We start from the raw sequence: 20,147 nt of genomic DNA, 5'->3' as shown, positions 1-20,147 counted from the left end.
CGATCGCTACGCTCTCGGGCGCTCAAGCCCTCTCCCGCCGGGAGAGGGAGATTGCCGTCAGTTCGCCGGATATTCGAACGGATCCGTCGGCGTCGGCTGGGTCGGCAGCGGCATGCGCGGCAGGGGCTCGTCGCGGTTGGCGGCGTTCAGCAGGAAGCTGGCCAGGATGATGGCCGCCTGACGCATGTCCTCAGGCTTGAGGTGGTCATAGCTGTCGATGCTGGTGTGGTGCAGGCGGCTGGAATAGTCGAGCGGGTCCTGGATGAACTGATAGCCGGGGATGCCGACGGTCTGCATATAGACATGATCGGTGCCGCCGGACGGGCGCAGGGAGACGGTCGTGGCCCCCATGCTGGCGAAGGGCGCCAGCCATTCCTGGAAGATCGGCGCAGCGGCGACATTGCCCTCGGCATTGATGCCGCGAATCTTGCCCGAGCCATTGTCGATGTTGAAATAGGCGACCAGATCGCCATAGCCGGGGCGCGGTTCGACCGGCCAGCGGTTGCGCCAGGTGCGATTGTTGGGCATGGCCGCCAAGGCCGGATCGGTCGCAGGGGCGCGGGTCGCCAGATGCTGATCCACATAGGCCAGGGAGCCCAATATGCCCTGTTCCTCGCCGCTCCACAGGGCGAAGCGGATGGTGCGCTTGGGCCGGACGCCCAGGGTTTTGAGGATACGCGCCGCCTCCATGACAACCGCGCTGCCGGCCGCGTTGTCCACTGCGCCGTCCGAAGCGACCCAGGAATCCAGGTGGGCGCCGGCCATGACATATTCGGTCCCCCGCGCCGTGCCGGGGATATCGGCCAGGATGTTGTAGGCGTTGACGTCGTCGTCGTGGAACCGGACCTCGCTGTTCAGCTCCAGGGTCGGCGGCGCATCGGTCAGGGCCAGGCGCGCCAGGCGGCGATAGTCTTCAGCCGCCAGTTCCATACCGGCCAGCTTCGGCGTGGCCCCGACCTGATAGGTGTAGCCAGTGCCGTGCAGCAGGCCGCCGTCGCGCTGTGAGATCTTCACCCAGGCCAGGGCGCCCTGTTCGGCCAGGAAGGCGTCCAACTTGGCGCCGAAGTCGACGGTCTCGAGCTGTTTCTGGATGGCGATCGGAGAATATTGCGGCTGGGAGTAGGTGTTCCGCTCGGCCAGCTCAGCGCTGGTCCAGCGGCGGAAGGCCGGCTCGCTCGGCTCGGAACCCGTTCCCGGCTGGGACAGCATGACGATCTTGCCCGACAGCTTGCCGCGCCACTTGTCGAAATCCTCGACCTTGGTGATCGGGGCGACGATCACGCCGCCGCTAATGGTCCCATTGGTCGACGGGGTCCAGGCCACCGGGATGGCGCGCAGGTCCAGCGGGCGCGGCGCCGTCATCCGTGCGCTGGAGCGGACGATGGACCAGCCCCGACCGAACTCGAACCCCTCGGCGCGGACATTGGACAGGCCCCAGTCGCGGAACTGCTGCTGGGTCCATTGCTCGGCCTCGCGCATTTGCGGGGAGTTGGTCATCCGGCCGCCGATCCGGTCGGTCAGATAGGCGGCGGTCTGCATCACCTGGCTGTGGTTCAGCCCCTGGTCGATGATGCCGTTGACGGCGACCCGATCCACCGACTGGGCGGCGGCGGGCGTGGCGAGAAGAGCGGCAGCGGAAACGAAGGCAAGCAGACGCGACATAGAACCCCCTAGTTTGGTCAGGTCGACATCTGAATTGATCCGGCCGCTGAGCGCAAACCAAAAACCATCGAAAGGCGCCGCAGTCAGCCCCAGGGACCGCGGGGTTCTGTCGGCGTGGTCGGCACGCCGGTCGTGGCGCGTGCAGGGGTGGCCGGTACGGCCGACACGGCGGCGGGTCCCACAAAGTCGCGAGGCCGCGCACCCATCTTCACGGCGAGGTTCAACAGCGCTTTCACGCGGTTGCCGGTGGCCGGATGGGTCGAGAACAGGTTGTCGGCGCCGCGCCCGGCCAGGGGGTTGATGATGAACATCTGGCCCGAAGCGGGATTTCGCTCGGCCGTGGGATTGTGGATTCGCTTGGCGTAGGCGTCGATCTTCTGCAGGGCCGAGGCCAGGGCCTGGGGGTCGCCGGCGATCTCGGCGCCGACACGGTCGGCCTCGTATTCCCGCCCCCGGCTGATGGCCATCTGCACCAGGCCGGCCGCCATGGGGGCCAGGATCATCAAGGCCAGGGTCCCGATGATCCCCCCCGGCCGTTCGCGGTCGTCGCCGCCGCCGAAGAAGAGGGCGAAATTGGCCAGGGCCGCGATGGCGCCGGCGATGGTGGCCGTCACCGTCATGATCAGGGTGTCGCGGTTCTTCACATGGGCCAGTTCGTGCGCCATCACCCCGCGCACCTCCTCGCGCGTCAGCATGTCCAGCAGGCCGGTGGTGGCGCAGACGGCCGCCCGTTCGGGATTGCGGCCGGTGGCGAAGGCGTTCGGCTGGTCGTTGGGAATAATGGCGACCTGCGGCTGGGGCAGGCCCGCGTCGCGGGCCATCTGGCGCACGTCGGCGACATAGTAGCGCACCACAGCATTGGGATGCTGCTCGTCGACCGGCTGGGCGCGGTACATCTTCAGCACGATCTTGTCGGCGTTCCAGTAGCTGAACAGGTTCATGCCGCCGGCGAACACCAGGGCGATGGCCATGCCCGTCGCCCCGCCGATCAGATAGCCGAGGCCCCCGAACAGGGCGGTCAGGGCGGCCAGCAGGATGAAGGTCTTCAGATGGTTCATCGTCGTTCCGTCCGCGATCAACCGGTTTTTCTGGCGCCACGGCTTCAATCGACTATTTGAGGCCACGAGACGCCGCCCTCAAGGGAGCCGACCTGTGACCGAACATCCCACCCCCGATACGGGCCCAGACACGGACGGCGTAGCCGCCGATAACGAGAACGCGCCCGTTTTCAACGCCGACATCCCCCATGCGACGCCTGAGAAGCCGCTGAGCGAGGTCGCGCGGCGCGCTTTGCTGGAAGCGGCTGATCGTCGCGCGGCCGAGCAGACCACGCAAAGCGCCAGCGAATACGGCGGTCCGACCGGCCCCGAACCCACCCGCTACGGCGACTGGGAGAAAAAGGGCCTGGCTGTCGATTTCTGACCGCCGACGGCGACGCTGGCCGGGCGCCGCACTTGCCTGAACAGGGACAACTCAAAGGAGTCTGTCCCGTGACGATACAGTCCATGATCGCCGCCGCGTCGGCGGCCCTTCTGCTTTCCGCCGCGCCCGCACTGGCCGGAGGGCCGGGTGGCGGCCATGGCGGCGGCTGTGGAAGCTGCGGCGGAGGGGGCGGCCATTCGGGCGGGGGTCATCACGGCGGGGGCTACAACAGCAACGTCAATGTGAACGTGAATGCGGGGGCCAACGCCTCGGCCTACGCCGGCGCGTCCGCCTATTCGGCGATCAACGCCCGCGCCTATTCCCATTCGTCCAGCTTCAGCCGCGGCGGCGGCGTGACCTATGTCGGCGGCGGCGGTTACGCCGATGGCGGATATTCGGGAGGCCATATTCCCGGCCCGCCCGTGAACTTCGTCGGCCCGGCCCCGGTCAGCGCCCCCGTCGGCTATCCCGTCTATGGTTTCGGACGCGACTATATCGGCTGGCGTCCTTATCAGCCGCAGCGCCCGGTTGATTGCGACTGCCGCCCCGCCCCGCGCCCGACCCACCGCGAAGACCGATATGAGGGCCGTTATCAGGAGCGGTACGAACAGTCCTATGAACATCGGGGCTATCAACAAGACCGCTATTATGAGCAAGCCCCGGTCGAGGTTCAGGGCCCGCCCGTCTATGTCGCGCCGCAGCGGATTTATGTCGCCCCGTCCCAGGTGAATATCGCGCCGCCCGAGATCGTGACCGGTCCCCCCGTCTATATCGAACAGCCGCCCGTCTATGTGCAGGCGCCGCCGGTCGAGGTCGCCCCGGCCCCGATCTATGTGGCCCCGCCCGAGGTCCACACTGCCCCGCCGGTCCAGGACTATTACGGCGACCTGCCCCCGCCCAACTATGTCGCGCCGCAGGCCCCGCCGCGCCAGTATTACGCCCAGGAGCCGGGCGAACGCGGCTGATCGCTAGATCAGGGCGATGCTTTCGGCGACGGCCAGGGCTGCGGCCCGGGGGTCGGTCGCCGCCGTGATCGGGCGGCCGATCACCAGATGGGTGGCGCCGGCCTGAAGCGCGGCTTCGGGCGTCGCCGCCCGGGCCTGGTCATCCAGGGCGGAGCCCGCCGGCCTGACCCCCGGCGTCACGATCAGGAAGTCCGGGCGACCGGCCGCGGCGGCGATCTCGCGCACCCGCGCCGCCTCGTGCGGGCTGGAGACCACGCCGTCGATCCCGGCCTCCAGCGCCTGGCGCACACGCAGCTCCACCAGTTCGGCCGGCGACAGACTGTGGTCGTCGGCGGCCAGATCCTCGGCCGTCAGACTGGTCAGGACCGTCACCCCCAGAACCTTCAGGCCCGAGCCGGCCACGCCCCGCGCCGCCGCCGCCATAACCTGGGGCCGGGCATGAACGGTCAGCAGATCGCAGCCCGCGTCCGCCAGATTGGCCGCCGCCTTCTCGACCGTGGCGCCGATGTCGTGCAGCTTCCAGTCCAGAAACACCTTGCGACCCTCGGCCTTCAGGTCGCGCGCCAGGTCCATGCCGCCCGCCGCAAACAGCTGCAGCCCGATCTTGTAGAAGCCCACCGCGTCCTGCACCCGCGCGACCAGGGCGGCCGCCTCTGCGACCGTCGGCACGTCCAGGGCGCAGATGATCCGTTCGTCGGGACCGCGATTGGGGGCGACGGTTTGGGTCTGGGTCATCGACGGACTCGCGCTGAGCGGCTATGCGGGGACGCAAGGGGTGCGTCGGCGCGGCCGGCGTGTTGAATTTCAAGAGCGAGGCGAGGCGATGAACGCGGTCGATCTGGGTGTCAACCTGTTCGTGACCCTGTTCGCCCTACTGGATCCGATCGGCAATCTGCCGATCTTCGCCGCCGCCACCGCCGGGGCGACCCTGCGTCAGCGGATTTCGGTCTCGGCCCTGATCTGCACCTTCGCCGCCGTCTTCCTGGCCTTCTTCCTGTTCACCGGCCTGGGCCTGCTGCAGTTCTTCGGCATTTCCCTGGCGGCCTTCCGCATCGCGGGGGGCATATTGCTGCTGCTGCTCGGCCTGGACATGGCCCGTGGCGACTTCCTGGCCATGTTCGCCGACAAGGACGCCATCGCAGATTCCAAGGACGTGCGCGGTTATGCCCGTCGCCGGTTCCAGCGCCTGGTCGTGCCCTTCGCCATACCGCTGATGATCGGCCCCGGCGCCATTTCGGCCGTCATCATCCAGGCGGGCGAGGCGGCCAAGCTGGGCTATGCCGGAACCATCGGTTCTCTGGCCGCGATCACGGCCGCCTGCGCCGTCTCCTTCGTCTGTTTCGCCCTGACCGGATCGCTCAGCCGTATGCTGGGCGAGGTGGGCATGGCCATCATCGTCCGCGTCCTGGGCCTGATCCTGTGCGCCCTGGCGATCCAGTTCATCCTGCTGGGCCTGGGCGAAGCCATCCCCGGCATGATCTCCGGCGCGGTGACGACCCCCTATCCGGCCGCGAAGTAGGACGCGCTCAGTCGGCCGCGTCCTCGATGGCGTGGATGTCGTCGTCGGACAGGCCGAAGTGGTGGCCGATCTCGTGGACCAGGACATGGGCGATCAGCTCGGCCAGGCCCACATCGCCCCGTTCGCACCATTCGTCCAGAATCGGACGACGATAGAGGAAGACCCGCGACGGCTCGGCCGCCGGTCCCAGACTGTCGCGGCGGCCGATGTCCACGCCGTGGTACAGGCCGGTCAGTTCGAACGGATCCTCGATCTCAAGGTCCGCCAGGGTCTGCTCGTCGGCGAAGTCGTCGATACGGAAGACCACCTCGCCCGCTGCGGCGCGGAATTCCGCCGGCAGGGCCTCAAACGCCTCGCGCGCCAGTCGGGCGAAGTCGTCCAGAGAGGGGGCGAAAAGGTCAGCGGTCGCGTCGGTCATGCGTCCGCTATCGCCGCCTGGGTGGCTTAACGCAACAGGGCGGGTTGACGCGAAGACGGCCGCGATTTTTTCTCGCGCGCTTGGGGTATGGTAAAGGCGAATCAGGTCGCCGTGACCACAGGGACAAGTATGGCCGAGGCCGACATCGCCTATGTCGCCACAGCAGGCGCCGCCGGACTGGCTCTGGCGGTCAGCGCCTGGGCCCTTCGGCTGCGCGCACGGCTGAACGCCACGACGGCCGCCGCGACGCTCCAGCGGGACGCCGCCCTGACCGACCTGGGTCGCCATGACAGCATGCTTCGCGCCTTCGACGACGTCAGCCTGGCCCTGACGGCGACCGGCGAGGCGAGCGGCCCCCCCATAGGTCCGGGCGAACTGATCGACCGCCTGTCCGGCCCGGACGCCGGGGCTGCGGGTGATATGGGCGCCGTCGTCCTCGCCCGGCTGAAACAGACCCACGCCGGCCAGATCGAGGCCCTGGTCGAGACCGGAAAAGGCTTCGAGGGTCTGATCGACCTGAACGACGTCGAACCCTGGCGGATCGAGGGACGGGTCGCGGGCGGCGCGGCCTGGCTGCGGCTGTCGCCGGCGTCCCGGGTCATGCTGACCGGCGCCGATGCGACCGAGAGCGGTCTGGCCATGCTGGGCGACGCCTCGCCGATCCCGACCTGGGTGGTCGACGGCGCGGGGAAGCTGGCCTGGGCCAACCGTATTTGGCTGCACGAGATCGGCGCCGAGACCGTCGTTCAGGCGCGGGAAATGGGCTTGTCCTTCGACCGGGGCGCCGACGCCCTGGTCGCAGAGGCCGGGCGGCTGGGCCTGAAACAGGAGGGGTTCCGCTGGACCACCGGCGGCGGCCATCGACGGGCCTGGCGGATCATCGCAGAACCCGCGGGCGGCGGCGCCGTCATCGCCTTCGCCATCGAAGTGACCGAGGCGGAAGAGACGCGCGACACCCTGCGCCGCCACGTCGACGCCCATGACGAGACCCTGAACCATCTGGCCGACGCGGTCGCCATCTTCGGGCCGTCCAAGCGACTGGCCTTCCACAACACCGCCTTCCAGACTCTGTTCGACCTGGATTCCGCTTGGCTGGACGAGCGCCCCACCCATGCCGAGCTTCTGGACCGGCTGCGCCAGCGCCGCCGCCTGCCCGAGGTCATGGACTACGCCGGCTGGAAGGCGCGCGAGCTGGACTTCTACGGGGCGGCCCAGGCTTCGCCGGACGACAGCTGGTCCCTGCCGGACGGCCGCACCCTTCGCGTGGTGCGCCAGCCCCACCCCCTAGGCGGCATATTGCTGATCTTCTCGGACATCACCGACGAGCTGAACCTGCGCAGCCGGTTCAACGCCCAGATCCAGGTCCAGACCGCCACCCTGGACAAGCTGAACGACGCCGTGGCCGTCTTCGGATCCGACGGACGGCTGCGCCTGCACAATGAGGCGTTCGAGGACTTCTGGAACCTGACAGGCGAGCGGATCGCCGCCTCGAACGATTTCGACGCCATCGCCGAACTCTGCAAGGCCACCCTGCCCGATCCGGCCCTGTGGCTGGGTCTGAAGGCGCGGGTCGCCGATCCGGATCCGGAGAGCCGCATCGCCATCTCTGGCGAAGGGCGGACGGTCGACGGCCGCGTCGCCGCCTGGCAGACCCGCCCCCTGCCCGACGGGGCCACCCTGGTCGCCTTCTCGGACGTGACGGCCCGGCGCGGCCTGGAACAGGCCCTGGTCCAGCGCGAACAGGCCCTGGCCGAAAGCCAGGCCCTGAAGCGCGAGTTCGTCGGCAGCGTCTCCTATGAGCTGCGCACGCCGCTGACGACCATCGTCGGCTATTCCGAACTGCTCGAGACCATGGGCGACCTGCCCGAGCGCAGCCGTCAGCACGCCGGGGCCATCCGCGTGGCCGCCAGTCAGCTGGCCCGCTCCATCGACGACGTCCTGGACATGGCCCAGATCGATGCGGGCGAGATGGAGCTTTCACTGGGCGACGTCAGGGTCTCCGACCTGCTGGGTCAGGCCGCAGAACGCATAAGGCCCAAGGTCGAAGGTCGCGGCGCCGCTCTGACACTCCTGTGCGAGCCCGGTATGAAGCCGATCCGCGCCGACGCCCACCGCATCGGCCAGGCCTTGAACCATCTGCTGGAGAACGCCGCCCGATCGGTGTCAGAAGGCGGCGCGGTGACGCTTTCTGCGGAAACGGGGACTTCGGAAGTCCGACTGACCGTCTCGGATTCGGGGCGCGGCATCCCCTATCACCTGCAGGCCCATGTGTTTGACCGGTTCGTCCGGCGCGAGCGCGGCGGCCCCGGCGTCGGTCTCGCCCTGGTCAAGGCTCTGGTCGAGCTGCACGGCGGCTGGGCCGAGGTCGAAAGCGAGCCCGGCAAGGGCGCGGCCTTCATCCTGCACCTGCCTTTGAGCGTCTCCCCCGCGGCGGCCGCGCCGGAACTTCCGCTGGAGATCCCCGCCGCCGCCGCAGAGGCCGTCGCCTCCTAAAACGCAAGGCGGGTTACAGCCAGTCGATGACGCCGCGCGCCGCGACGACGCCGGATGCGAAACTGGCCTGAAGCAGATAGCCGCCGGTCGGCGCCTCCCAATCCAGCATCTCGCCGGCGACGAAGACGCCCGGCCGGGCGGTCAGCATCAACCGTTCATCGACCCCCTCAAAGGCCACCCCGCCGGCCGAGGAGATGGCGCGTTCCAACCCCTGAACCCCCGTCAATGTCAGGGTCAGCGCCTTGATCCGCTCGGCCAGGGCGCGGGGCTGGATCGGCAGAGTTCCGGCCTCGTGCAACAGGGCGATGGCGACCGGCTCAAGCCCGGCGGCCTTGCGCAGATGGTTCGACAGACTGGCCTTGCCGCGCGGCTTCGACAGTCGATCCGTCAGCTTGCCGATGGCGACATCGGGCCGCAGATCAATATGGATATCCGCACGTCCGCCCGTCTCGAGGGTCGTCCGCAACCGGGCCGACAGGGCGTAGACGGCGCCGCCCTCGATGCCATACCGGGCGACCATCGCCTCGCCGCGCACGGTCTTGTCCCCATGGGTCACGGCGACGCCCTTCAACGGTTGGCCGGCGAACCGGTCGCGGAATCGGGGCGACCAGTCCAGGTCGAAGCCGACATTGGCGGGACGGAAGGGGGCGACGGCGATCCCGGCGGTCTCAAGCCAGGGCTTCCAGGCGCCATCGGACCCCAGACGCGGCCAGCTGGCGCCGCCCAGAGCCAGGACCACCGCATCCGGTCGTTCCAACCGCTCGCCGTCCGGCGTCTCGAACACCAGGGCCCCGTCGCGCCAGCCGGTCCAACGCGACCGGGTGCGGATCTCGACGCCCAACTCATCCAACCGCGTCAGCCAGGCCCGCAGCAGGGGCGAGGCCTTCATCGTGCGCGGAAACACCCGCCCGCTGGACCCCACGAAGGTCGGCTGCCCCAGACCCTCGACCCAGGCCGTCAGGTCGGCGGGGGTAAAGGCGTCGATCCAGCGCGAGACCGGCGTCTGCGTGGGACCATAGCGGGTCACAAACCGATCCAGCGGCTCGGAATGGGTCAGGTTCAGCCCGCCGCGCCCGGCCATCAGGAACTTGCGGGCCACGGACGGCATCCGGTCGTGAACCACGACGGCGAGGCCGGCCTGGGCCAGACGTTCGGCCGCCATCAAGCCGGCGGGGCCGGCGCCGATCACATGGATCTGGCGAACAGATTGTTTCATCGGCCCGCTTTGCCCGGTTGCGGCGACGCTGGCTATAGGGACGCGGGTCGCTATGTTCCGCCTATGAGCGTCGCATTCACCCGAGAAGAAGATCTGGAAGCCACCGCCGCCGACCTGGCGGACCGCCCGATCTCACCCCATCCCAATCTGGTCACGCCTGAAGGCCTGGCCCTGATCGAGGCGGAACTGGCCGCCGCCCGCGCCGCCTATACCGCCGCCCAGGTCCAGGGTTCGATCGAAAGCGACCGCACCGCCATGGCGCGCGCGACGCGGGATCTGCGCTACTGGTCCGCGCGCCGCGCCTCGGCCCAGCTGATGGAGCCGACGCAGGACGACGGCGGGGTGAGGTTCGGCGGCTGGGTCTCCATCGAGCGCGAGGACGGACGGGCCCAGACATGGCGGATCGTCGGCGAAGACGAGGCGGACCCGGCCAAGGGCTCGGTCAGCCATGTCTCGCCTCTGGCCCGCGCCCTGTTGGGGAAACGCATCGGGGACGAGGCCGTGGTGGCCGGCCAGTCTGTAGAGGTCACCGCCGTCGGGTGAGGCGATCAGCTGGACTTGTCGTCCGACTCGCCCAGGATTTCGCGCATCATCTCCAGGATCAGCTTCTGGTTCCGGACCGGCAGACGAGGCGCGAGTCGGGCGATCTCGACACTATGCTTCGTCGGCCTGTGCTCATGATCGAAACCGGGCGTCTCCTCTTCCCCCAGTCCGGGCTGAGGGTCCCTGAAACCCTGGAAGAAGAACGGGATCTCGACCTTCATGAACTCGGCCATCTCGAACAGTTTCGAAGCCGAGACGCGGTTCGTGCCCTTCTCGTATTTCTGAACCTGCTGGAAGCTGACGCCGACGGCGCGCGCCAGGGCGCTCTGGGTCAGGCCCAGGTCGAGGCGCTTTTCCTGGACACGGCGGCCGACGTGGCGATCAACGGCGTGCGGCTGTTCGGTCTTGTCTCGCGCCATACCTTGCCCGTCCCAGATCAACGTTCGATTCGGGAAACCCTAGATCGTGCGATCAACGGCCACAAGCCGACGAACCCCGCCGCCAGAAGGCCGGCCAGAAACAGCCAGTCGCCCAATCGGCCGTAGGGCGTGACGCCGGTCGGGCGCGGCAGCGGCGCGTCGATCACCCCCATGACGCCGGGGTCCAGCCGTTCTCCGTCCACGATCCGGCCCCAGGGGTCGATCATGGCCGAAATCCCCGTCGGCGTCGCGCGGGCGATCGGCAGGCCGGTCTCAATGGCGCGATAAGAGGCCAGGTTCAGATGCTGGCGCGGCCCCGAGGTGGCGCCGAACCAGGCGTCGTTGGAGGCGTTGACGATCCAGTCCGGGCGGCCCGCAGATCCCGGCGTGAAGCCGGGATAGAGGCTTTCGTAGCAGATCAGGATCTGAGCGGGCGGCGCGCCAGGAATCTGGATCGGGGCAGGGGTTGGGCCTGCCGAAAAGTCGCTGGGCATATGCACCAGGCTGCGCAGACCCACGGCGGTCATGATCGACCCCAGCGGCAGATATTCGCCGAACGGCACCAGCCGATGCTTGTCGTAGACGGCGGCGATGCGCAGGCCCGGCCCGCCCTCGTCGGCCAGGGCGAACAGGCTGTTGTAATAGCGAGCTCCGTCAGGAGCCGAGGGATCCGCCTCGCCGCGCGCCAGGCCCATCAGCAGCGTCTGGCCGGGACGCAGAGCGCCCGCGATGGCCGTCGCGTCGGCGGAGGCAAAGACGTCGTTGGCCGACGCCGGCAGGGCGCCTTCGGGCCAGACCACCACATCGGGCGTCTTCGCCCCCGGCTGTCCGGTCAGGGCCACATAGCGATCGACGATGGAGCGGTAGGCCTCGGGCGACCATTTCGTCTCCTGTTTCACATCGGCCTGAACCAGACGAACCACCGTGTCGGTGAATTGCAGATCGGCCTGAGCCAGGCGCACGGCGCCGAAGACGCCGACCGCGGTCAGGGCCAGAACGCCCAATCCCGCCGAGATCAGGCGGCTCCGCGCCGCACCAGGTCCGACCAGGGGTGCCAGGGCGGCGGTCGCTGCGACCGTGACCAGGCTCAGCCCATAGACGCCGACCACCGAAGCGAACTGCGACATGCCGCCTCCCGCCCGCCACGTTGCCCCCGCCGGGTTCCACGGAAAGCCGGTCAGCACATGGCCGCGCAGCCATTCCGCAGCGCAGAACAGGGCGGCGAACAACAGAACCCGAACGACGCCTATGGGGGCGAACCGGCGATAGAGGGCGCAGGCCGCCCCCCAGAACAGGCCGATGCCCGCCGGCAGCAGGCTGGCGGCGAAGGGCGCCATCCAGGCCTGTTCCGGATTGACGAAGAAGGCCTCGGCCACCCACCAGCAGCCGATGAAGAAATAGGCGAACCCCGCCAGCCAGCCCATCCAGAAGGCGCCGCGTGCCGTGTCCGATCGCTCGGACAGGATCATCAGCAGCGGATAGCCGAGCAGACCGATCAGCACCCCGAACGGCGGATGGGCCAAGGCCGTCCCCGCCCCTGCCAGCAGGGCCAGGCCGATGCGGATCAACCGCCAGGTCAGGGCGCGTCGCTTGTCTGGAAGCGCACGAATGCGGGCGGCGAAACGGTCGAGCGCGGCGTCGGGAAACATGGCTAGGCGTCCTGCCAATCTACGGAGGGGTCGGCGGCGTAGGGGTCGGCGACGCCGATCTGGGCCAGAATCTCGCGCTCCTCGGCCTCCATCTCTTCGGCCTCAGCGTCGTCTTCGTGGTCGCGCCCCAGGAGGTGCAGCACCCCGTGAACGACCAGATGGCTCAGATGATCGGCCAGAGTCTTGCCCTGCGCCTGGGCCTCGGTCGCGCAGACGCCGTAAGCCAGGACGATGTCGCCCAGATGCGGCGCAGCGCTCTCGGGCGCCGGGAAAGACAGGACATTGGTCGGCTTGTCCTTGTCGCGGAACCGCCCGTTCAGGTCGCGCACCGCTGCGTCGTCGGTCAGCAAGACGACGATGTCGCCCTCGACGGCGCCCAGGGCCGCCTTCGCAGCGGTCTCCACCACGGCTTCGGCGTCCGGCAATGCGGCGGTCCAGGCCTCGGCCTCGACTTCGATCTCGATCATGCGGGGTCTTCGAGGTCCGGGGCCGGGCGGCCTTTTGCGGCGTCGGCGTCATAGGCGCGCACAATCCGCTCGACCATGGCGTGACGCACCACATCCGAGGCCTCGAACTTGAGAATGCCGACGCCCTTGACCCCGTCGAGGATGCGCAGGGCGTGGGCCAGGCCGGAATCACGCGGGTTCAGCAGGTCGATCTGCGAGGGATCGCCGGTCACCACCATCCGCGCGCCCTCGCCCAAGCGGGTCAGGACCATCTTCATCTGCAGCCGCGAGGTGTTCTGCGCCTCGTCGACGATGACGAAGGCGTGGCTGAGCGTGCGGCCGCGCATGAAGGCGATAGGGGCGGCTTCGATCTCGCCCTTGTCGCGGCGGCGCTGCACGTCCTCGGCGCCGAGGATGTCGTTCAGCGCCTCCCAGATGGGCGCCAGATAGGGGTCCACCTTCTCGTTCAGGTCGCCCGGCAGGAAGCCCAGTTTCTCGCCCGCCTCGACCGCAGGCCGGGTGATGACCAGCCGGTCCACCTGACCTCGGCGAAGCAGGGAAGCGCCGTAAGCCGCAGCCAGGAAGGTCTTGCCCGTGCCGGCCGGACCGACGCCGAAGGACAGTTCGCAGCGGCCCAGCATGTCCAGATAGGCGGCCTGGGCCTTGGTCTTGGGCACAATGGCGCCGCGCTTGCCGCCCGGAAGCGACACGCCCGCCGCCGCCATGCCCGGCGTGCCCTTGCCGCCACGCGCCTGACCCAGGGCGGCGCGCACATCGGCCTCAGTGACCTCCGCGCCCATAGCGGCGCGCTTGGCCAGATCCTCGATCACCTGACGAGCGTCCGCACGGTCGCGCGTGCCGCCGTTGACGGAGACCCCGCCGCCCGGCGCCTCGACCAGCACCTTGAACGCGTCCTCAATCAGGGCGACGTGACGGCTGTTGGGTCCGATCACCGCACGCAGTTCAGCGTCATTCAGGGGAACGAACTCGGAGTCTCTCGCCACTAGGCCGCCTTTTCTTTCTTCGCCGCCTCTGCGGAGACGAGCCGACCGGTCAGACTGTTCTGCTGGCCGGCGATGATCTCGACCGGAACGATCTGGCCGATCAGATGATCCGCATCGTCGACGTGGACCGACTGAAGATATGGGGATCGACCGATCGCTTGGCGACGGTGGCCGTGTCGGCCCGGCTTGTCGAACAGCACATTCAAGGTGCGCCCCGCCTGGGCGAGGTTGAAGGCGGTCTGCTGTTCGGTCAGCAGTTCGATCAGACGGTGCAGCCGTTCCTTGGCCACCTCCGGCTCGACCTGTTTGCCCATGCCGGCGGCGGGGGTGCCGGGCCGGGGCGAATACATGAAGGCGAAGGCCCCCGCGTAGTTCACACGCCGCACCAGATCCAGGGTGTCCTCGAACTCCTTGTCGGTCTCGCCGGGGAAGCCGACGATGAAGTCGCCGGCCATAGCCATGTCGGGCCGGGCCTCGCGAATGCGGGCGATCAGGTCGAGATATTTCTCACGGCCATGTTTGCGATTCATCAGCCGCAGGATCCGGTCCGAGCCTGCCTGAACCGGCAGGTGCAGATAGGGCATCAGGGCGTCCAGATCGCCGTGCGCCGCGATCAGGGCGTCCGACATGTCGTTGGGGTGGCTGGTCGTATAGCGAATCCGGTCCAGTCCGGGGACTTCGGCCAGGGCATAGGCCAGTTCGACCAGGCTGGACTTGCGGCCGTCCGGCCGTTCGCCGTCATAGGCGTTGACGTTCTGGCCCAGCAGGGTGACTTCGCGCACGCCGCGCCCGGCCAGGGCGCGGGCCTCTTCCAGCACCGAGGCCAGGGGACGCGACCATTCGGCGCCGCGCGTGTAGGGCACGACGCAGAAGGTGCAGAACTTGTCGCAGCCTTCCTGCACCGTCAGGAAGGCGGTCGGGCCCTCGGTAAAGCGGGCGGCCGGCAGGGCGTCGAACTTGTCGTCGGGGGCGAAGTCGGCGCCGATCCGCTCGCCGCGCGCCCGCGCCGTCCGGGTCAGAAGCTCGGGCAGTTGATGATAGGCTTGCGGGCCGACGACGATATCCACCGCCGGCTGGCGTTTCATGATCTCCTCGCCCTCGGCCTGGGCGACGCAGCCGGCGACAGCGATGGTCATGTCGCCGCCCGCCTCGCGCTTGATGTCGCGAAGCTCGCGCATCTTGCCCAGTTCGGAATAGATCTTCTCCGCCGCCTTCTCGCGAATGTGGCAGGTGTTCAGGATGACGAAGTCCGCCGCCTTGACGTCGTCCGTCACGGCGTAGCCCAGCGGGCGCAGCACATCGGCCATGCGCTCGCTGTCATAGACATTCATCTGGCAGCCGTAGGTCTTGATGAACAGGCGCTTGGACGGCGTGTCCAGCGTCGCCTCGGCTTGCGGAACCAGGGTCTCGGTCATGCCGGGCTTATGGTCGCCCGCACCGACGACGACAAGGGCGGTTCAGCCTGCGTCCACGTCCGCCGGATCGACACGGGCGGCGTGGCGCTTGAAGATCAGGCCTTCGCGCTTGGACGGTTCTGCGCCTTCGATCGGCACGCCGTACAGTTCCAGCTTGTGACCGATCAGCTCGAAGCCCAGCCGATCGGCGATCTCGGTCTTCAGCTTCTCGATCTCGGCGTCGAAGAACTCGATGACCTCGCCGGTCTTGGTGTCGATCAGGTGATCGTGGTGGTCGTCGCCCGCCTCTTCATAGCGGCTGCGTCCGTCCCCGAAATCATGCTTCTCGACCACGCCCGCCTCTTCAAACAGGCGCACGGTGCGATAGACGGTGGCGATCGAGATGTGCGGATCGATCGACGACGCGCGGCGATACAGCTCCTCCACATCGGGGTGATCCTCGGCGTTGGACAGCACCCGGGCGATCACCCGACGCTGTTCGGTCATACGCATGCCGCGGTCGGCGCAGAGTTTTTCGATCCGGTCCATAAACCTAGAATAGGGGTTTGGATCGCTTCAGGGAAGCGGCGCCTTGTCGGGATTATTCCGGAGGTCCAGGCCGAGCACCAAAGCGTCGGTGCGGCGGCCGTCTGGAGCCGCATAATAGGCCTTCCGTCGACCGATCTGGCGAAAGCCGGCACGGTCATAGAGGGCGTGGGCCGCCGCATTGTCTTCCGCCACTTCCAGAAACAGTCGTACGGCGCCGGCTGCGGCTGCGGTCAACGCCCCCTGCCCCGTCAAGCGCCCGCCCAGGCCCGCGCACCGCGCCTCGGGTCTGACGGCCAAGGTCAGGATCTCCGCCTCATCCAGCACGACGCGGATCAAGATGAAGCCGTCCGGTTCAATCACGGCGAAGACGCCCGCCTGGTTCAGCAGATCCGCAAACTCCGCCTCGCTCCACGGCGCGGCGAAGGCCTGGGCGTGAAGTCGGGCCAGAAGCGCGGGATCGGCGGCGGTCATGAGGCGGGCTGGCGCGGCTGGCCCGGCAGGCGGCTGGGCGGGGTGGCGTCCGGGGCGCGAAGATACAGGGGCCGGGGCGGGTGGGTCTCCGGATCGGCCGCGCGAACCAATCGGGCCAGAGCCTCGGGTGCGGGAGCGGCACGAGCGTCCAGGGATGCGAACCTCAGATCAGGAAAGGCCTCGACCAGCACGGCGGCGCCGTTACCGACCAGGCGACCTGCGCCGCCCTGAGCAGCTATTCGCCGCGCCGCCTCGTCCAGCGGCAGGGCTTCGTCCGGGCCGATAGCCACACCGTGGCTGAACAGTTTGGCATAGACTTGGCCCCGACGGGCGTCGATCAGGGCCGCGACCGGCGTTTCGGCCTGTTCGAGCGACGCCGCCAGCCCGTCCAGCGTCGAGACCCCGACCACCGGTCGATCCACGGCCGCCCCCAGCCCCTGGGCGAAGGCCAGCCCTACCCGTAAGCCGGTGAAGGAGCCGGGTCCGACCGTGACGCCGACGCGGTCCAGGTCTTCAAACGCCCCGCCGGCCTCGGCCATGACGTCGCGCACCAGACCCCCCAGCCGCTCCTGATGGCCCTTGGTCATGGGCTCGAACCGGACAGCCAGGGGCCGGTCGTCCTCGAACACCGCAGCCGTGCAGGCGCCGAGCGCCGTATCGATCACCAGAAGTCTCATGCCCCGCCTTCTAGGCGGCTCTCGCGAGAACCTCCACCAGTCGTGTCAGGGCGCGTCGGACCGCCTGATCCTCGATGCGGGAGAAACCGCTGGCCATGGCCCGACCCTCCGGCGTTTCAGCGATCAGCCGGATCAGGGACAGTTCCGCGTTTTGGGCGTCTTCGGGTCGTTCCGGGAAGAAGGCCTCGACCGGAAGTCCCAACGCCAAGGCCAGATGGTGCAGCCGCGCCGCTGAAATCCGGTTCTGGCCCCCTTCGTACTTCTGTACCTGCTGACAGCTGACGCCGACCAGCTCGCCCAGGACGGTTTGGGATAAGCCCAAGGCCGTACGTCGCGCGGCGATCCGGGCGCCGACCTCGACGTCGAGAGGTTCGACCGCGCGGGCGGTTTTGCGAGAGGGGGGCGTCCTGTCCATAGGGGGAGAGTGGCACAACCTTAGCGGGCATACAACCTTTTCGTTTCATGACTCGTGACGGGCGATCACGGCGGACAGGCGCGCCACGTCCCGCCGGTCGATGACCTCCCAGCGATCCAGTGCGCCGGCGCCCCGGACATGGATCGAGTTTGCGTCGGACCTTTCGAACAGGCGGACACGAACGGCCCCACCCGTCATCTCAATGACGCAGCCCTGCCCCGGACGCGGCGGTGAGCCCGGCTGGTATTCAAGAACGACGCCCGGTTCAGCCCAGGGCGATAGGGCGTCGTCGCGAACCTCCAGTCGCTTCGACCTCGCAGCCGCCCTTTCGAAATCGCGACCCCGGCTCTCTAGACCCGTCGTCGATGTAGGGGGCTCAGAGGCAGCACCGCCTAGGATCAAGGCCAGGGCCTCAGGCGTCGAATCCAAAGCTCCGGTCAGGCGCCGCTGCACATCGGGACGAAACAGGCCCGGGCGTCGGCCGGATTCATAGAGGCCCCAGCCCTGGCTGGTCATGTCCAGCCGCGACCCAGCCTCGGCCTGGGACAGGCCGCGCTCGCGGCGCAGGGCGGCGAGCGCCTCGCCCAGACGAAGGACTTCAGGATCAGGAACGAAACGCGGCATGTCGCATCATAGATGACGCACCGACGCACGTGTGGCGAGAACGAAAACGCCTCAGGCGATCAGACGGTCTGCTCGACCCGCGTCACTTCAGGCACATAGTGGCGCATCATCTGTTCGACGCCCGCCTTAAGGGTGGCCGAAGACGAAGGGCAGCCGGAGCAGGCGCCGCGCATCCGCAGGCTCAGCACGCCGGTCGCTTCGTCGAAGGAATCGAACAGAATGTCCCCGCCGTCCTGGGCCACGGCCGGGCGAATGCGGCTGTCCAGCAGGGCCTTGATCTCGGCGACGATCTCGCTGTCGTCCTCCGCATGGCCCTCGGCTTCGGCGCCGTCGCGGGTCAGGGGGCGGCCGGAAACGAAATGATCCATGATCACGCCCAGGATCGGGGCCTTCATCTCCGACCAGTCCGGGCCGCGTTCGTTCCGGGTCACCGACACATAGTCGGCGCCGAAGAAGACGCCGTCGACGCCTTCAAGTTCGAACAGAGCCTCGGCCAGCGGCGAGGCTTCGGCCTCGTCTATGGTGCGATAATCCAGCACCTTGAGCGGCGAGACGTCGCGGCCCGGCAGGAATTTCAGCACGTTCGGGTTGGGCGTGGGTTCGGTCTGGATGAACATGGGCGTGAGATGCGCACGCGGCCGCCGGGTTGCAAGCCTTAAAGCCCTAACGCCGTCGCAGCCCGCCCAGCACGCCCCGCAGCAGTTCGCGGGTGAGGGTCGATCCGGCCGTGCGCAACACCGACTTGGTCAAGGCCTCCATCGGGGTCTGCCGATTGGAGGCGCGGGGACGGGGAGCCGGGGCTGGCCGGGGCTGTGCCTTGGGCTTCTCCCTGGACTGTTCCTTGGGCTGCTCCTTGGCGCGGTCCTTCGCCGCCCTCTCGTCCGCCTTGGCCTGGGCTTCCGCCTGATCCGCAGCGGCATGGCGCGCCGCGAGGATCTCTTCGGCCGACTCGCGGTTCAGCACTTGGTCATAGAGGCCGCGCACCGGGCTGGCGGCCATGACGGCGGCGCGTTCGGCCTCGGTCGCCGGCCCCAGGCGCGAGGCCGGCGGCCGGATCTTGGTGCGGGCGACGACGGTGGGCGCGCCCTTCTCGTCCAGAACCGACACCAGGGCCTCGCCCACGCCCAGGGCCTGGATGGCCTCGGCTGTGTCGAAGTCGGGATTGGCCCGGAAGCTCTGGGCTGCGGCCTTCAATCCCTTTTGCTCCGACGGCGTATAGGCGCGCAAAGCGTGCTGAATGCGGTTACCCAGCTGGGCCAGGACGCTGTCAGGGATATCGGCCGGGTTCTGGGTGACGAAATAGACGCCGACCCCCTTGGACCGGATCAGCCGCACCACCTGTTCGACCTTCTCCAGAAGGGCGCGGGGGGCGTCGTTGAACAGCAGGTGGGCCTCGTCGAAGAAGAAGACCAGGCGCGGCTTTTCCGGGTCGCCCACTTCCGGCAGTTGTTCGAACAGTTCGGACAGCAGCCACAGCAGGAAGGCCGCATACAGGCGCGGACTGTTCATCAGCCGGGTGGAATCCAGAATATTGACCTGACCCCGCCCGTCCAGGCCGGTGCGGATCATGTCCTCCAGCTTCAGGGCCGGCTCGCCGAAGAAGGCCGATCCGCCCTGTTGCTCGAGCTGAAGCAGGGCGCGCTGGATGGCGGCGATCGAGGCGGGGGCGACATTGCCGACCTCGCGGCCGATCCGCTCGGCGTTCTCGCCCACATAGGCCAGCAGGCTGCGCAGGTCGTCGAGGTCCAGCAGCAGCAGGCCCTCCTTGTCGGCGATATGGAAGACCACCGTCATCACGCCTTCCTGAACCTCGTTCAGGTCCAGCATCCGGGCCATCAGAACAGGACCGATCTCAGACACGGTCGTACGGATCGGATGACCCTTCTGGCCGTACAGGTCCCAGAACACCGTCGGCGCGGCGCGCGGCGTCAGGGTCAGGCCCATGTCGGCCGCGCGGGCGAGCAGCTTCTCGTTCGGAGCGCCGACCTGCGAAATCCCCGACAGGTCGCCCTTCACATCGGCGCAGAAGACCGGCGTGCCGGCGTCCGAGAACCCCTGGGCCATGATCTGCAGGGTCACCGTCTTGCCGGTTCCGGTCGCCCCCGCGATCACCCCATGACGGTTTGCCCGGTGAAACAGAAGGGTTTCCGGCTGAGCGGCGTCAGACTGGCCGAGAAAGAGGCCGGAAGGGACTTCTGACATCGATAGGTCTCCAGAGGGATGACCAAGGTCTAGCGCAGACCCTCGCGCGCCGGAACCGC

Annotated in this window: 22 protein-coding genes; 5 read left to right on the top strand and 17 right to left on the bottom strand. The window is 68.3% G+C overall.

The features are described from left to right. Nucleotides 1-57: 57 nt before the first annotated feature. Entirely contained in the window at nt 58-1,662 is a 1,605-nt protein-coding gene (locus tag ACW170_RS04675) for a M20/M25/M40 family metallo-hydrolase (RefSeq protein WP_492088511.1), read from the bottom strand. An 83-nt stretch (nt 1,663-1,745) separates the two neighbouring features. Further along, nucleotides 1,746-2,720: a zinc metalloprotease HtpX gene (gene htpX / locus ACW170_RS04670; protein ID WP_492088510.1), complete on the bottom strand. Its 975-nt coding sequence runs from the start codon at nt 2,718-2,720 to the stop codon at nt 1,746-1,748. Nucleotides 2,721-2,814: 94 nt separating this feature from the next. On the opposite strand from htpX, the gene ACW170_RS04665 reads away from it, so the two are divergent. Both ACW170_RS04665 and ACW170_RS04660 read left to right on the top strand, forming a co-directional pair. Beyond that, nucleotides 2,815-3,084 carry a DUF1674 domain-containing protein gene (locus ACW170_RS04665; RefSeq protein ID WP_492088509.1) on the top strand — a complete coding sequence of 90 codons (270 nt, stop codon included), beginning with the start codon at nt 2,815-2,817 and terminating at the stop codon, nt 3,082-3,084. Nucleotides 3,085-3,152: 68 nt separating this feature from the next. Then, nucleotides 3,153-4,049 carry a hypothetical protein gene (locus ACW170_RS04660; protein WP_492088508.1) on the top strand — a complete coding sequence of 299 codons (897 nt, stop codon included), beginning with the start codon at nt 3,153-3,155 and terminating at the stop codon, nt 4,047-4,049. Nucleotides 4,050-4,052: 3 nt separating this feature from the next. On the opposite strand, the gene pyrF is transcribed toward ACW170_RS04660, so the two are convergent. Next, complete coding sequence (pyrF, locus tag ACW170_RS04655) at nt 4,053-4,784, bottom strand: orotidine-5'-phosphate decarboxylase (RefSeq protein WP_492088507.1); 732 nt, start codon at nt 4,782-4,784, stop codon at nt 4,053-4,055. 88 nt (nt 4,785-4,872) lie between these two features. On the opposite strand from pyrF, the gene ACW170_RS04650 reads away from it, so the two are divergent. Continuing rightward, complete coding sequence (locus tag ACW170_RS04650) at nt 4,873-5,568, top strand: MarC family protein (protein WP_492088506.1); 696 nt, start codon at nt 4,873-4,875, stop codon at nt 5,566-5,568. A 7-nt stretch (nt 5,569-5,575) separates the two neighbouring features. On the opposite strand, the gene ACW170_RS04645 is transcribed toward ACW170_RS04650, so the two are convergent. Next, a complete protein-coding gene (locus ACW170_RS04645) occupies nt 5,576-5,986 on the bottom strand; it encodes a metallopeptidase family protein (protein ID WP_267515031.1) in 411 nt (136 codons plus the stop codon). 129 nt (nt 5,987-6,115) lie between these two features. On the opposite strand from ACW170_RS04645, the gene ACW170_RS04640 reads away from it, so the two are divergent. Further along, a complete protein-coding gene (locus ACW170_RS04640; RefSeq protein ID WP_492088505.1) occupies nt 6,116-8,479 on the top strand; it encodes a sensor histidine kinase in 2,364 nt (787 codons plus the stop codon). A 13-nt stretch (nt 8,480-8,492) separates the two neighbouring features. Here ACW170_RS04640 and ACW170_RS04635 read toward each other — a convergent pair whose 3' ends face one another. Beyond that, the gene (locus ACW170_RS04635; protein WP_492088504.1) at nt 8,493-9,695 is read right to left on the bottom strand and encodes a BaiN/RdsA family NAD(P)/FAD-dependent oxidoreductase; all 1,203 of its coding nucleotides are present in this window, start codon (nt 9,693-9,695) and stop codon (nt 8,493-8,495) included. Between the two features lie 63 nt (nt 9,696-9,758). On the opposite strand from ACW170_RS04635, the gene greA reads away from it, so the two are divergent. Next, the gene (gene greA, locus ACW170_RS04630) at nt 9,759-10,238 is read left to right on the top strand and encodes a transcription elongation factor GreA (RefSeq protein WP_492088503.1); all 480 of its coding nucleotides are present in this window, start codon (nt 9,759-9,761) and stop codon (nt 10,236-10,238) included. A gap of 5 nt (nt 10,239-10,243) precedes the next feature. Here the strand turns inward: greA and ACW170_RS04625 are convergent, their stop codons facing one another. From ACW170_RS04625 to ACW170_RS04570, 12 genes are read right to left on the bottom strand one after another with little or no spacing between them, the layout of a single operon-like run. Then, nucleotides 10,244-10,657, bottom strand: a complete 414-nt coding sequence (locus ACW170_RS04625) for a helix-turn-helix domain-containing protein (RefSeq protein ID WP_492088502.1) — start codon at nt 10,655-10,657, stop codon at nt 10,244-10,246. 17 nt (nt 10,658-10,674) lie between these two features. Further along, nucleotides 10,675-12,306, bottom strand: coding sequence for an apolipoprotein N-acyltransferase (gene lnt / locus ACW170_RS04620; RefSeq protein ID WP_492088501.1), 1,632 nt, complete (start codon nt 12,304-12,306; stop codon nt 10,675-10,677). 2 nt (nt 12,307-12,308) lie between these two features. Next, on the bottom strand, nt 12,309-12,773 hold the full coding sequence (gene ybeY / locus ACW170_RS04615; protein ID WP_492088500.1) for an rRNA maturation RNase YbeY: 465 nt from the start codon (nt 12,771-12,773) through the stop codon (nt 12,309-12,311). Beyond that, the gene (locus ACW170_RS04610) at nt 12,770-13,756 is read right to left on the bottom strand and encodes a PhoH family protein (RefSeq protein ID WP_492088499.1); all 987 of its coding nucleotides are present in this window, start codon (nt 13,754-13,756) and stop codon (nt 12,770-12,772) included. The genes ybeY and ACW170_RS04610 overlap by 4 nt, the downstream gene beginning before the upstream one ends. Continuing rightward, nucleotides 13,756-15,171 carry a tRNA (N6-isopentenyl adenosine(37)-C2)-methylthiotransferase MiaB gene (gene miaB, locus ACW170_RS04605; protein ID WP_492088498.1) on the bottom strand — a complete coding sequence of 472 codons (1,416 nt, stop codon included), beginning with the start codon at nt 15,169-15,171 and terminating at the stop codon, nt 13,756-13,758. Before miaB ends, ACW170_RS04610 begins: the two co-directional genes overlap by 1 nt. A gap of 42 nt (nt 15,172-15,213) precedes the next feature. After that, nucleotides 15,214-15,699: a Fur family transcriptional regulator gene (locus tag ACW170_RS04600; protein WP_492088497.1), complete on the bottom strand. Its 486-nt coding sequence runs from the start codon at nt 15,697-15,699 to the stop codon at nt 15,214-15,216. Between the two features lie 27 nt (nt 15,700-15,726). After that, nucleotides 15,727-16,170 carry a ribosomal protein S18-alanine N-acetyltransferase gene (rimI, locus tag ACW170_RS04595; RefSeq protein ID WP_492088496.1) on the bottom strand — a complete coding sequence of 148 codons (444 nt, stop codon included), beginning with the start codon at nt 16,168-16,170 and terminating at the stop codon, nt 15,727-15,729. Continuing rightward, a complete protein-coding gene (gene tsaB, locus ACW170_RS04590; protein WP_492088495.1) occupies nt 16,167-16,847 on the bottom strand; it encodes a tRNA (adenosine(37)-N6)-threonylcarbamoyltransferase complex dimerization subunit type 1 TsaB in 681 nt (226 codons plus the stop codon). Before tsaB ends, rimI begins: the two co-directional genes overlap by 4 nt. A gap of 10 nt (nt 16,848-16,857) precedes the next feature. Then, complete coding sequence (locus ACW170_RS04585; protein WP_271165021.1) at nt 16,858-17,262, bottom strand: helix-turn-helix domain-containing protein; 405 nt, start codon at nt 17,260-17,262, stop codon at nt 16,858-16,860. Between the two features lie 45 nt (nt 17,263-17,307). Continuing rightward, nucleotides 17,308-17,886, bottom strand: coding sequence for a helix-turn-helix domain-containing protein (locus tag ACW170_RS04580; RefSeq protein ID WP_492088494.1), 579 nt, complete (start codon nt 17,884-17,886; stop codon nt 17,308-17,310). A 59-nt stretch (nt 17,887-17,945) separates the two neighbouring features. Next, nucleotides 17,946-18,503 carry a NifU family protein gene (locus ACW170_RS04575; protein ID WP_271165019.1) on the bottom strand — a complete coding sequence of 186 codons (558 nt, stop codon included), beginning with the start codon at nt 18,501-18,503 and terminating at the stop codon, nt 17,946-17,948. A gap of 46 nt (nt 18,504-18,549) precedes the next feature. Further along, the gene (locus tag ACW170_RS04570) at nt 18,550-20,088 is read right to left on the bottom strand and encodes a helicase HerA-like domain-containing protein (protein ID WP_492088493.1); all 1,539 of its coding nucleotides are present in this window, start codon (nt 20,086-20,088) and stop codon (nt 18,550-18,552) included. Nucleotides 20,089-20,147 lie beyond the last annotated feature (59 nt).

The sequence above is a fragment of the Brevundimonas sp. FV2ps16 genome, from assembly GCF_058681075.1.
The sequence above is the reverse complement of the archived record's forward strand: the minus strand, read 5'-3'. Positions and strand labels throughout refer to the sequence as shown.